General features: G+C 67.8%; 13 protein-coding genes. All 13 read left to right on the forward strand.

Going from position 1 to position 12054, the window contains the following annotated elements:
- Positions 1-2: 2 nt before the first annotated feature.
- The 13 genes from ftsW (at position 3) to BN10_RS02650 (ending at position 12023) form a co-directional block, all read left to right on the forward strand.
- Positions 3-1256 (forward strand): putative lipid II flippase FtsW, encoded by a 1254-nt coding sequence (ftsW, locus tag BN10_RS02590; RefSeq protein ID WP_010849603.1) that lies wholly within the window; start codon positions 3-5, stop codon positions 1254-1256.
- A gap of 11 nt (positions 1257-1267) precedes the next feature.
- The gene (gene murG / locus BN10_RS02595) at positions 1268-2368 is read left to right on the forward strand and encodes an undecaprenyldiphospho-muramoylpentapeptide beta-N-acetylglucosaminyltransferase (protein ID WP_040750838.1); all 1101 of its coding nucleotides are present in this window, start codon (positions 1268-1270) and stop codon (positions 2366-2368) included.
- Between the two features lies 1 nt (position 2369).
- Positions 2370-3791, forward strand: a complete 1422-nt coding sequence (gene murC / locus BN10_RS02600) for a UDP-N-acetylmuramate--L-alanine ligase (RefSeq protein WP_040750840.1) — start codon at positions 2370-2372, stop codon at positions 3789-3791.
- A complete protein-coding gene (locus tag BN10_RS02605; RefSeq protein ID WP_010849606.1) occupies positions 3788-4567 on the forward strand; it encodes a cell division protein FtsQ/DivIB in 780 nt (259 codons plus the stop codon). The genes murC and BN10_RS02605 overlap by 4 nt, the downstream gene beginning before the upstream one ends.
- Before the next feature lie 320 nt (positions 4568-4887).
- The gene (ftsZ, locus tag BN10_RS02610) at positions 4888-6135 is read left to right on the forward strand and encodes a cell division protein FtsZ (protein WP_010849607.1); all 1248 of its coding nucleotides are present in this window, start codon (positions 4888-4890) and stop codon (positions 6133-6135) included.
- A gap of 91 nt (positions 6136-6226) precedes the next feature.
- Entirely contained in the window at positions 6227-6940 is a 714-nt protein-coding gene (locus tag BN10_RS02615) for a polyphenol oxidase family protein (RefSeq protein ID WP_010849608.1), read from the forward strand.
- Entirely contained in the window at positions 6940-7626 is a 687-nt protein-coding gene (locus BN10_RS02620) for a YggS family pyridoxal phosphate-dependent enzyme (RefSeq protein ID WP_010849609.1), read from the forward strand. Before BN10_RS02615 ends, BN10_RS02620 begins: the two co-directional genes overlap by 1 nt.
- 59 nt (positions 7627-7685) lie before the next feature.
- Positions 7686-8144 carry a cell division protein SepF gene (locus BN10_RS02625; protein ID WP_010849610.1) on the forward strand — a complete coding sequence of 153 codons (459 nt, stop codon included), beginning with the start codon at positions 7686-7688 and terminating at the stop codon, positions 8142-8144.
- A 47-nt stretch (positions 8145-8191) separates the two neighbouring features.
- Positions 8192-8467 (forward strand): YggT family protein, encoded by a 276-nt coding sequence (locus tag BN10_RS02630; RefSeq protein ID WP_010849611.1) that lies wholly within the window; start codon positions 8192-8194, stop codon positions 8465-8467.
- A 70-nt stretch (positions 8468-8537) separates the two neighbouring features.
- Positions 8538-9713, forward strand: a complete 1176-nt coding sequence (locus tag BN10_RS02635) for a DivIVA domain-containing protein (protein WP_010849612.1) — start codon at positions 8538-8540, stop codon at positions 9711-9713.
- Between the two features lie 174 nt (positions 9714-9887).
- A complete protein-coding gene (locus tag BN10_RS02640) occupies positions 9888-10538 on the forward strand; it encodes a TraR/DksA family transcriptional regulator (protein WP_010849613.1) in 651 nt (216 codons plus the stop codon).
- Between the two features lie 68 nt (positions 10539-10606).
- Positions 10607-11095, forward strand: coding sequence for a signal peptidase II (gene lspA / locus BN10_RS02645; RefSeq protein ID WP_233354245.1), 489 nt, complete (start codon positions 10607-10609; stop codon positions 11093-11095).
- Complete coding sequence (locus tag BN10_RS02650) at positions 11088-12023, forward strand: RluA family pseudouridine synthase (protein WP_010849615.1); 936 nt, start codon at positions 11088-11090, stop codon at positions 12021-12023. Before lspA ends, BN10_RS02650 begins: the two co-directional genes overlap by 8 nt.
- Positions 12024-12054 lie beyond the last annotated feature (31 nt).

Genomic DNA, 12054 nt, shown 5'->3' on the forward strand with positions numbered 1-12054 from the left:
CCATGACGAGCACGGCCGCCAAGGCTCGGGCGTCCGGCTCACGGTTCGCACGGGTTCGTCATTGGTTCGGGCGCTTCGAGTCGCCGACCACGACCTACTACCTGCTGCTCGCGACGACCGCGATCCTGGTCGTCTTCGGTCTGATCATGGTGTTGTCGGCCTCCGCCATCACCTCGTTGACACAGAGCAAGTCCGGCTCGGCCTTCACCATCTTCCGCAGCCAGTTGCTCTATGCGGGCATCGGGACCGTGGGGCTGCTCATCGCGAGCCGGATCGCCGTGCCCCTGTGGAAGAAGCTCGCCCTTCCCATCCTCGGGGGCGCTCTCGTCCTGCAGTTGCTCGTGGCCTTCATCGGCACCACCGTCAACGGCAACCGCAACTGGCTCCGCTTCGGGCCGGTGTCGATCCAGCCCTCGGAGTTGGTCAAGTTCGGGTTGGTCCTCTTCGGGGCTCTGGCCCTGACGGCCAAACGCGACAAACTCGGCCAGATCGGCCATGTCGTGGTCCCCTACCTCGTCCCCGGGGCCGCCATCGCGCTGGCCTTGGTGCTCCTCGGCGGCGACCTGGGCACCAGCATCATCCTCGCTGCCATCATCGCGGCCACCCTCTGGGCAGCCGGGGTCCCCTTGCGATGGTTCCTCGCCAGTGCCCTCGTCTTCGGTGTGATCGCCAGCGCGTTCGTCATCTCGAGTCCGAACCGGCTCGGCCGTTTCGACGTGTGGTTGGGTCGGGACACCGACATGTTCGGGGCAGCACGACAGCCCATGCAAGGCCGCTTCGCCCTCGCCGACGGTGGATGGTTCGGGCTCGGCCTGGGCGCCTCCCGCGAGAAATGGCAGTGGCTGTCCGAGCCGCACAACGACTTCATCTTCGCCATCATCGGTGAGGAACTCGGCCTACCGGGAACCCTGCTCATCCTGCTGCTCTTCGGCCTGCTCGCCTACGCCTGCTACCGCCTGGTGCTCCGCTCAAAGGACATGTTCGTCCGCCTCGCCACCGCGGGAGCCATGGCGTGGATCGTCGCTCAGGCGATGGTCAACATCGGGGCCGTCATCGGCCTGCTCCCGGTCATCGGGGTGCCGCTGCCGCTGGTGTCCTCGGGCGGTTCCTCCCTGATCACGACGATGGGCATCCTCGGGATGCTCATCGCCTTCGCGCGTCACGAACCTGACTGTGCCAAGCAATTGGCCGGCCGCCCCTCGATCCTGCGCCGCTCCGCCACGGTCGCGACCTCACGCGGGCGGCGATCGGAGTGAGCGCGGCCGGGATGACGGCGCGATCGGTGCTTCTCGCCGGAGGCGGAACCGCCGGACACGTCTCACCACTTCTGGCGCTGGCCGACTGCCTGCGCCGAGAGGACCCCACGGTGACCATTGCGGCGCTGGGCACGGCCGAAGGTCTGGAGTCTCGACTCGTGCCCGGCCGTGGCTATGACCTGGCCCTGGTGCCCAAGGTGCCGTTACCCCGCAAGCCTTCGGCAGACCTGCTTCGACTGCCCCGAAACCTGGGGGCTGCCGTTCGTGCAGCAGCGACCGCGATCGAGGACATCGATGCCGACGTGGTTGTGGGGTTCGGCGGGTATGTCTCGACTCCCGCCTACCTTGCTGCTCGTCGCCGCGGCATACCGATCGTCGTCCACGAGCAGAACGCGCGACCCGGCATCGCCAACCGCCTCGGCGCCCGTTTCGCCACCCACGTGGCGGTCACCTTCCCCGACACGCCCCTCCCACGGGCGGTCGTCACCGGTATGCCGCTGCGCCGCGAGATCGCCCTCCTGGACCGGCCCGGGTTGCGCCCGAAGGCCTTGGCGCACTTCGGTCTCGACCCGCAATGGCCGACCGTTCTGGTCACGGGTGGGTCCTTGGGTGCAGCGCGGATCAACGCCGCGTTCGAAGCGTCGGTGAGCGCCCTGCGGGCGGCCGGCGTCCAGGTCCTCCACGTGACCGGTCAGGGCAAGGAGATCGAGGTTTCCGCCGCCCGCGATGGCGAACCGCCCTACGTCGTCGTGCCCTATGCCGACCGGATGGACCTGGCGTATGCCGCGGTCGACCTTGTCGTCGGGCGCGCCGGAGCCAACACGGTGTGTGAACTCACCGCGGTTGGGCTGCCCGCGGTCTATGTGCCCCTCCCGATCGGCAACGGCGAGCAGCGCTTGAACGTGAGCACTGTCGTCGCGGCCGGTGGCGGGATCCTCGTCGACGACGCAAGGATGACCGCAAATTGGGTGTGCGACAACCTTCCGTTGCTGCTGCGGGATTCCACTCGACTGGCCGCAATGGCCAGCGCGGCGGCCTCGGTGGGGGAGCGCGGTGGTGACCAATTGCTCGCCGATCTCGTTCACCGCGCGGCACGGACGGTGCGGCGCTGACGTGAACGGGATCAACGACCGCTTTGATTTCTCGGGTGTGCCACCGCGGGTGGAGGACCTCGGGACCGTGCACCTCATCGCCATCGGGGGCGCGGGGATGTCCGCCGTGGCGCGTCTGCTGATGGCCCGCGGTATCCCGGTGCAGGGTTCCGATGCCAAGGACTCGCCCCTGCTGCGTGCCCTTGCCGCCGAGGGAGCCCGAGTGTGGGTGGGACACGACCGGCGTCACCTCGAGGGAGCCGACACGGTTGTCATCTCGAGCGCCATCAGGGACTCGAACCCTGAACTCTCACAGGCCAAATCGCAAGGTCTCAGGATCATGCACCGAAGCCAGGCCTTGGCGGCGACGGCCTGGGACCAGGTGCGGCTCGCCGTGGCGGGGGCGAACGGCAAGACCACGACGACCTCTCTCCTGATCGCCGCCCTCGATGGGGCCGGCGCATCCCCGTCGTTCGCCTCGGGTGGGGAACTCGCAGACCGAGGCACCAATGCGGACTGGCACGCCGACTCGCCCTTCGTGATCGAAGCGGACGAGAGCGACGGCAGCTTCCTTGTCTATCACCCCCACGTGGCGGCGATCACGAACGTGCAACCGGACCACCTTGACTTCTATGGAACCTTCGACAACGTCCGCGCCGCGTATGCCGCGTTCGCGGCGACCGTGCCCCCCGGTGGGCTCGTCGTGGCCTGCGCAGACGACGAGGGATCGAATGCGCTGGCGGCGCAGGTGTCGGACCGGCGGGTCCTCACCTATGGTCATGCCCTGCACGCGGACCTGGTCATCCTCGAGTCGGCGTTGGCGAGCACGGGAAGCACCACGACGTTCCGTGACCCGGGTGGAGTGGAACGCACGATGACCCTGGCGGTGCCGGGCGCCCACAACGTGCTCAATGCCTGCGCGGCATACCTCTGCGCGACGGAGGGAGTTGGCGCCCACCCCGACGGTGTAATCGCGGGACTTGCGCGCTTTGCCGGCGCACGACGCCGATTCGAGGTGATCGGTGAGGCTGGTGGGATCACGGTCGTCGACGACTATGCCCACAACGCCGGCAAGGTGGAGGCTGTGGTCGCGACCGCGACCAAGATCGCTCACGACCGTGGCGGTCGATTGATTGCCATCTTCCAGCCCCATCTCTACAGCCGGACCAGGGATTTCGCCGAGGGCTTCGCCGCCGGGTTGGCGCCTGCCGATGAGATCGCCCTGCTCGACATCTACGGCGCGCGGGAGGAGCCGATCCCCGGGGTGGACTCACGGCTCATCGCCGACCGGCTGGCGGGGCGAGCTGACGTCCTGTCGCCGGACGCGGCCGTCGAGTGGGTCGCGAGCATCGCGAAGCCGGGTGACGTCGTCCTCACCATCGGCGCCGGTGACATCACAGTGATTGCGCCGCACATCCTCGAGCGATTGGGGTCGCGCCGATGACCTCGGGGACCGAGGCTCGTTCCCGCCCGCTGGGCGAAGGAGTGCGTGCACACGCCGAACGCGCCAGCAGTGTCGACCGCTTCGCAGCCCGAGCCAGGGCCCGCCGACGAGCCCCGTGGCGCCGTGTCCTGATCGGCCTGCTTGCCGCAGCGATCATGGCCGGGGTCATCTGGCTGCTGTGGTTCAGCCCGTACGTCGTCGTCCGCGACGTGCACGTCGAGGGCGTCGGGGGCGAGGAGGCCGCGGCTGTGGAGAACGTGGCCAAGGTGCCGCTGGGGCAGCCGATGATGCAGGTGGACACCGGAGCCATCACCGACCGGGTCAGGGGTCGACTGACCGTCGCGGAAGCTCGAACGAGCCGGTCGTGGCCGGCCACCATCACGATCACGGTGCGGCCTCGCACGCCCGCTCTTGTGCTCAAGAACTCTCAGGGTCAACTAGAGGTTGTCGATGCCACCGGGGTGGCCTACGACCAGGTGGGCGCACCACCGGCCGGTGTCCCGCTGGTGACCGCCAGCTCGGATGCGGGATCCTCCAAGGACGCCCTGAAAGCTGCCCTCTCGCTGATCCGTGCACTGCCGGCTGACCTGGCGGACCAGATCACGACGATCTCCGTGAGCAGCGCCAACCTCGTGACCTTCAAGCTCGGTGAGGTCGACGTCGTCTGGGGTGGAGCGGACCAGCCGACCCGCAAGGTCGCGATCCTGCGCGCGCTGCTCAAGACAGGCCCGACGGCGATCGACGTGAGCGCACCGGACACCCCGGTCACCCGCTGAGTTGCGGGCGAGATCTGTTCCGGGTGGGACACATCACGCAGCCGCCCATAGCCATACCTGTGGTTGCGGGCGAGATCTGTTCCGGCGTGTGCTGTTGCCCCGTGGACGTGATCCGGGCGATGGGGCGGGTGGGGTTGGGGAGACTGTTGAGGCGAACTGGTGAGCAATAGCGCGAGATTTCTCGGATCGGTTGGCGACACGCCGTAGCCCTCGTTGCTTGCCCTGTGCTCGCCGCCTAGCGTCATCCCGACGGAGCCGTGACCGAACTGTTACCGTCAAGTGAAGATCGAGACTTGGATATCCAACGAGAGGCCCCGACCGTGGCAACACCCCAGAACTATTTGGCCGTCATCAAGGTCGTCGGCGTCGGCGGCGGCGGTGTGAACGCCATCAACCGCATGATCGAGGTCGGTCTCAAGGGCGTCGAGTTCATCGCGATCAACACCGACGCCCAGGCTCTGTTGATGAGCGACGCCGACGTCAAGCTCGACGTGGGCCGCGAGCTCACCCGCGGGCTCGGAGCCGGGGCTGACCCCGAGGTCGGGAAGAAGGCCGCCGAGGACCACGCCGAGGAGATCGAAGAGGTCCTCAAGGGGGCCGACATGGTCTTCGTCACCGCCGGCGAGGGTGGCGGCACCGGGACCGGTGGCGCGCCTGTTGTGGCCAAGATCGCCAAGAATCTCGGCGCCCTGACGATCGGCGTGGTCACCCGCCCCTTCACCTTCGAGGGTCGTCGCCGGGCCAACCAGGCCGAGACCGGCATCGGAGCGTTGCGCGAAGAGGTGGACACCCTCATCGTCATCCCCAACGACCGACTGCTCTCCATCAGCGATCGCAGCGTCTCGATGATGGATGCCTTCCGGAGCGCTGACCAGGTGCTGCTCTCAGGTGTCCAGGGCATCACCGACCTGATCACGACGCCCGGACTGATCAACCTCGACTTCGCCGACGTCAAGTCGGTCATGCAGGGTGCGGGCTCGGCGCTCATGGGCATCGGCTCGGCCCGCGGCGAGGACCGCGCCATCCAGGCGGCCGAATTGGCCATCTCCAGCCCCCTGCTCGAGGCGAGCATCGACGGCGCTCACGGTGTGCTGCTCTCGGTCCAGGGCGGCAGCGACCTCGGTCTCTACGAGATCAACGAGGCCGCCAAGCTGGTCCAGGAAGCGGCGCACCCGGAGGCCAACATCATCTTCGGTGCGGTCATCGACGACGCCCTCGGCGACGAGGTGCGCGTGACGGTGATTGCCGCCGGCTTCGATGGGGGCACACCCAATCGCCGCGAGGACGGTCGGGCACTCGGCTCGATCCAGTCGCGCACGACCTCCCCGGCCCCGACCTCGGCGACACAGGGCGGGTCTTCACTGAACACGGCGCCCGCGACTCGACCCGACGCAGCCGACAACGCCACGTCCTCGCCGTCCACGGCTGCCCCGACGGCCGGGAGCTCCGAGACCCAGCCTCGTCACGCAGGGGAGCCGGGCGCACCCGCGCAACCGCGGCAGGTCCCACCGCGCACCGTGACCTTCGAGGACGGCGACGACCTGGACGTCCCCGACTTCCTCAAGTGAAACCAGGTACCTGATCGCAAGATCGGACACATCCACCAGAGGCGGGGTGGGCGAGTCATCGCCCACCCCGCCTCGCGTCTACGGTGGAGGCGTGTTCCATTGGCGCGACGACAGTGAGGGGCTGACCCGTGCCTTCACCAGCAGGAGCGGGGGAGTCAGCGCTGCCCCCTATGACTCGCTCAATCTGGGGTCGCGCGTTGGTGACGACCCGGCCGATGTGACGGAGAACCGGAACCGGGTCGCGTCCGCCTTGGGAGTACCGGCCGTGGCCTTCATGAACCAGTGTCATGGAGCGGACGTGGCCGTCATCGAGGCGGTGCCGGATTGCACCCCCGATGCCGATGCACTTGTCACGCTCACCCCCGGGCTGGCGCTGGCGGCCCTCGTCGCCGATTGCACGCCCGTCCTGCTCTGGGATGTGGCGGGGCCGGCTGTGGCCGCCGTCCATGCGGGCCGCCCCGGGATGATGAAAGGTGTTGTCGGACAGGTGGTTTCGACGATGCGCGACCTCGGTGCCCAGAGCATCAGTGCGGTCGTCGGGCCGTCGGTGTGCAGTCGCTGCTACGAAGTACCGCTCGAGCTGCGCGAGGAGGCCGCCTCTGTCACTCCCGAGTCCAGGGCCGTGAGCTGGACGGGGACCCCAGCCATCGACGTGGCTGGCGGTGTTGTCGCCCAGTTGCACGACCTCCATGTCGACATCTCATGGGTTGCAGGTTGTGCGCGCGAGGATCTTCGCCTGTTCTCGCATCGTCGCGACGGTGTCACCGGCAGATTCGGTGGCTTCATCGTGCGGAAGGCACCGTGATGTCGCGCGCGCAGGAATTGCGCGACAACCTTGCCCGAGTGCTCCAGCGGATCGACGAGGCACGCTCGGCCGCTGAGCGGGCCGATCCGGTCTCGTTGATCGTCGTGACCAAGCGGTTCCCGGTGAGCGACATCACGATCCTGCGTGAGTTAGGGGTCACCGACATCGGGGAGAACAAGGAGCAGGAACTGCGCGCCAAGGCGGCCGAGTGGGACGGCGAAGCGCACCCTCGCGTCCACTTCATCGGACAACTCCAGAGCAACAAGGCGGCGGCCGTGGCGCGCGCGGCCGATGTGGTCCATTCCCTCGACCGGTCCAAACTGGTCCGTGCGTTGGCGCGGGTTGATCGCGTCGACCCCCTCGAGGTCCTCGTCCAGGTCTGCCTCGACGCTGAGCCCGGCAGGGGTGGTGTGGCACCCGCCGGCCTCGACGATCTGGTCGACGAGGTGGCGGCCGAGCCTGCCCTGCGCCTTCGGGGACTGATGGCGGTGGCCCCGCTCGGTGGCGACCCCGAGGTCGCGTTCGCCCGCCTGGCCGACCTCCACGCCGGCGTGCTCGAGCGGCATACCGAGGCGACGTGGTTGTCCGCAGGGATGAGTGGGGATCTCGAGGCGGCGGTGCGGCACGGCGCGACACACCTGCGTGTCGGGACCGCAATCCTCGGTTCTCGTCCGTCACTTGGGTAACTTCGAACGCGACAGGACGGCCAGCTGACTCAAGGGCCACCGCAAGCGAAGGAGTTCCAATGAGCGGCGCGCTCCGCAAGACGATGGTCTACCTCGGCTTGGCCGAGGACCAGGGTCGGCATGACTACGACTATGACGGCCACTACGAAGAGCACTATGACGATGCGCCAGCTGCTCCCGTGACCTCGATCGACTCACACCGTCCCGTCGCGTCGGTCGTTCGTCAGCACGCCGGGCTGGGGGTCTCGCGGATCACGACCATTCACCCGCGCACCTACAACGAGGCCAAGACGATCGGTGAGAACTTCCGGGAGGGCGTGCCGGTCATCATGAACCTCACCGACATGGACGACGCCGACGCCAAGCGTCTCGTGGACTTCGCCGCCGGTTTGGTCTTCGGTCTGCATGGCTCGATCGAGCGGGTCACGAGCAAGGTCTTCCTTCTCTCGCCGGAGACCCTCGAGGTCAACGCGGAGGAGTATGCCGCACCCAACCGTCCGCTCTTCAACCAGAGCTGAGGCCTCCCGCTCAGGGAATCCCCAGTTCCACTGGTGAGACTGTCGACATGTATGCCGTCCGCCAACTCCTCCACCTGATCGTCTGGGTCTACCTTCTGGTTGTCTTCGGGCGGCTGATCCTGGACTGGATCCGGGTCTTCGCCCGCGACTGGCGACCCAAGGGCGTGATGCTGGTGGTCGCCGAGACCGTCTACACCCTGACGGACCCGCCGCTGCGGGCCCTGCGCAAGGTGGTGCCGCCCTTGCGGATCGGGGGGGTGGCCCTCGACCTGGCATTCCTGCTGTTGGTGGTCGTGCTCTACGTTCTGCTCGCGATCCTCTAGGCTTGCTCTCCGGGCCCCACCTGTCACATGGTGGCCCACCCACATCAACAGGCCTGAATGAGGAGTTGAGATGGCCCTCTCACCCGAGGACGTCCTGAACAAGACGTTCACCACCACGCAGTTCCGTCGTGGCTACGACGAGCGCGAGGTCGACGACTTCCTCGACGACATCGTGGTCGAGATGCGTCGCGCCGCCAAGGAGGGTGACGAACTCCGAAACCAGCTCAACGACTGCCGCGAAGGACACGGTCTCGAGCCGGTTGCCGCCGGAGGGGCCGTCGTCGACAGCGGCGAAGCCGACGAGTTGCGTTCTCGCAACGGTGAGCTCGAGGCCAGGATTGCCGAGCTCGAGGGCCAGGTGCGCGAGTCCGGCGAGGCCTACGCCGCCCTCACTCAGGCGCATGACAACGACCGCTCCGCCTGGGAGCAGGAGCGGGCGTCCTTCGCCGACGAGCGGTCCGCCTGGGACCAGCAGCAGGCAGAGCGCGCGCAGGCTGGCGAGCAGCAGGCAGCCCACGACGAGCACGTGGCCATGTTGCGCGAGCGCGCCCAGGAGGCGCAGCAGGAGGCGGAGCAGCGCATTCAAGAGGCGCACGCTCGGGCCGAGCAGGCCGAGCGTGAGGCCGAAGAGCGAGTCGCTGCTGCTGCCCAGCGGACGGCAGAGGCGGCTGCTGCCCAAGCCTCGGGTGGCGAGGGTATGGGCGCCGCTGCCCAGGTCGGTGCTGGCGCTGCGGGTGCTGGCTCTGCCGCCGGAGTCCTGGCCCTGGCGCAGCGCCTTCACGACGAGCACGTTGCCGCGGGCGAAAGCCGCCGTGACGAACTCATCAACGCCGCGCAGACGCGCCACGACACGCTGATCTCCGAAGGTCAGAGCCGACACGACGAGCTCATCGCCACCGGTCAGCAGCAGTACGACGAGTTCCTGTCGACCGGCCAGACCAAGCACGATGAGTTGCTCGCCGCCGCCCAGTCGCGTCATGACGAGCTCATCACCGAAGCTCGCGAGCGATCGACGGGGATGGTCCACGAGGCCCAGCAGCGCAAGGCCTCCATCCTCGACGAGCTGACCAGTGCCAAGAACCTCCTCGAGCGCAAGATCGAGGAGTTGCGCAGCTTCGAGAAGGACTACCGCTCACGCCTGAAGGGCTTCATCTCCGAGCAGCTCGAAAAGCTCGAGCACACGGCCGTCGACCCGGCCGCGAACCAGGCCGAGGGTGACGCGGAGGACGACGCACAGCAGTCCTGACGTCAGCCACTTGCGCAGGGGTGGGGCATTTGCCCCACCCCTGCGGGTGTCTGCGGGGTGGGCTTCGTCCCACTTTGGTGTGTTCGCGTTGTGGCTGCGTTGGCGGACCCGTATCTTGTGCCGAACTGCACTTGCCCGCCACCACGTCATCGACGACGAAATGAGGATCCAGGGATGGTTGCCACGCGAGTCATGGCCGCGGCCAAGTCGGCTGTCTCGTCGGCCCGCAGGGCCGTGAGCAAAGCATCCGCTCCGGCCAAGCAGGCGGCGCCGGCCAAAAAGGCTGCCACCGCGGCGAAGAAGGCCGCGCCGGCCAAGAAGGCTGCTACCGCGAACAAGGCGGCGCCCGTGGCTCCGGCCAAGAAGGCGGCTCCCGCGGCCAAGAAGGTCGCCCCGGCGAAGAAGGTCGCCCCGGCGAAGAAGGCGGAACCCAGATCTCTGGTCGTCCTCGAGGACGAGACACCGTGGACCGCCGCCGAACTGAAGGCCATCCGGGCCGAGATCGAGGCGCACATCGCCGAGCTGCAGGCAGAGATCGACCAAGCGGAGTCCGAGATCGTCGACCTCATGCGTGACTCCGGCGACGGTGCCGGTGACGACCAGGCGGACGCGGGCGCCAAAACCTACGAGCGTGAGCAGGAGCTCGCGCTGGCCGACAACGCCCGAGAGGTGTTGCGCCAGAACGAACACGCGCTGGAGCGGATCGCCGACGGCACCTACGGTGTCTGCGAGTCGTGCGGCAAGCCGGTGGGCAAGCTTCGACTCCAAGCCTTCCCTCGTGCGACGCTGTGCATGCCATGCAAGACGAAGCAGGAACGACGCTGACCCCTTCCGATCCCATCGACTCGCGACCGGCCTCGGCAACTGCCAGGGGCCGGTCCGGTCTGTATGCCGTGCTCGGGTTCTTCGCGCTCGTCACGCTGGTCGCCGATCAGGCGAGCAAGATCTGGGCGCTGGACACCCTTGAGCCGGGCGTCGCCAAGCCCTTCATCGGCCAGTGGATCCAACTCCACCTGATCCGCAACAGTGGTGCCGCCTTCTCCCTCGGCAACAGCATGACCTGGGTTCTCACCATCTTGTCGGTGCTCATCGTCGCCGCGATCCTCGCGTCGTTGAGGCGCATCACGACGGGCGCCTGGGCCGCGACGATCGGCCTGTTGCTCGGCGGGGCGGCCGGCAACCTCGTCGATCGCGTCTTCCGCGCTCCGGGTCTGTTCCGCGGCCACGTCGTGGACTTCCTCGACTACTTCGGTCTGTTCATCGGCAATGTCGCCGACATCGCGATCGTCGTGGCTGCTGGCCTGGTCGTCATCCTCTCTTTCCGCAGCCCTCACCCGGGGGACAAGGGTGAGCCAACGGCATACCGGAGTGACGATGACTGACCGACGCACCATGCTCGTCCCGGATGGTCTGGCCGGCGAGCGGGTCGACGCGGCGATCTCCCGCCTCTTCGGGCTCTCCAGATCACGAGCGGCCGACCTCGCCACCGACGGCGAGGTGAGCGTCAACGGCTCCACCGTCTCGAAGTCACACCGGGTCCACGCCGAGGACCTGCTCGAGGTCGTCCTCCCGGGGACCGAGCCCAGTGTGACCCTCGAGATCGTCGCCGAACCGGTCCCCGGCATGCGGATCGTCCACGACGACGACGAGATCGTCGTCGTCGACAAGCCAGTGGGCGTGGCCGCCCACCCCAGCCTGAACTGGACCGGCCCCAACGTCCTGTCCGGGCTCAAGGCCGCGGGTTACCGGATCAGCACCAGTGGCGCAAGCGAGCGCCAGGGCATCGTGTCGCGCCTCGATGTGGGCACGAGTGGCCTCATGGTCGTCTGCAAGAGCGAGCGGGCCTACACGGTGCTCAAACGGGCCTTCAAGGAGCGCCGGGTCGACAAGACCTATCACGCGCTCGTGCAAGGCCTGCCCGATCCCCTGGTGGGCACCATCGACGCGCCCATCGGGCGCAAACCCGGTGCTGAGTTCAAGTTCGCCGTCATGGACTCGGGCAAGCCCTCGGTGACGCACTACGAGCTGATCGAGGCCTTCCGTTTCGCCAGCCTCCTCGAGGTCAAACTCGAGACCGGGCGGACCCACCAGATCCGCGTCCACATGGCCGCGATCAAGCATCCGTGCGTGGGTGACCCGCTCTACGGAGCCGACCCGAATCTGGCCAGGCGGCTCGGCCTGGAACGGCAGTGGTTGCACGCCATGGCCCTGGGTTTCGAGCACCCCGGCTCCGGCGAATGGGTCACCTTCGAATCGTCCTACCCGGCCGACCTGGACGAGGCGCTGGAGCGACTGGCGGCCGCCCACTGAGCCCCGCGGCATACCTCAGTCGCCCCATCCG

This window comes from Phycicoccus elongatus Lp2 (genome assembly GCF_000367525.1).
In the GTDB taxonomy this organism is placed as follows: domain Bacteria; phylum Actinomycetota; class Actinomycetes; order Actinomycetales; family Dermatophilaceae; genus Phycicoccus_A; species Phycicoccus_A elongatus.

Bases quoted from the DNA above. Each gene is read 5' to 3' on its own strand.
- BN10_RS02640 (WP_010849613.1), top strand. From the start codon at position 9,888: ATGGTTGCCACGCGAGTCATGGCCGCGGCCAAGTCGGCTGTCTCGTCG.
- BN10_RS02650 (WP_010849615.1), top strand. From the start codon at position 11,088: ATGACTGACCGACGCACCATGCTCGTCCCGGATGGTCTGGCCGGCGAG.
- BN10_RS02605 (WP_010849606.1), top strand. From the start codon at position 3,788: ATGACCTCGGGGACCGAGGCTCGTTCCCGCCCGCTGGGCGAAGGAGTG.
- BN10_RS02635 (WP_010849612.1), top strand. From the start codon at position 8,538: ATGGCCCTCTCACCCGAGGACGTCCTGAACAAGACGTTCACCACCACG.
- BN10_RS02620 (WP_010849609.1), top strand. From the start codon at position 6,940: ATGTCGCGCGCGCAGGAATTGCGCGACAACCTTGCCCGAGTGCTCCAG.
- BN10_RS02630 (WP_010849611.1), top strand. From the start codon at position 8,192: ATGTATGCCGTCCGCCAACTCCTCCACCTGATCGTCTGGGTCTACCTT.
- ftsW (WP_010849603.1), top strand. From the start codon at position 3: ATGACGAGCACGGCCGCCAAGGCTCGGGCGTCCGGCTCACGGTTCGCA.
- BN10_RS02625 (WP_010849610.1), top strand. From the start codon at position 7,686: ATGAGCGGCGCGCTCCGCAAGACGATGGTCTACCTCGGCTTGGCCGAG.
- murG (WP_040750838.1), top strand. From the start codon at position 1,268: ATGACGGCGCGATCGGTGCTTCTCGCCGGAGGCGGAACCGCCGGACAC.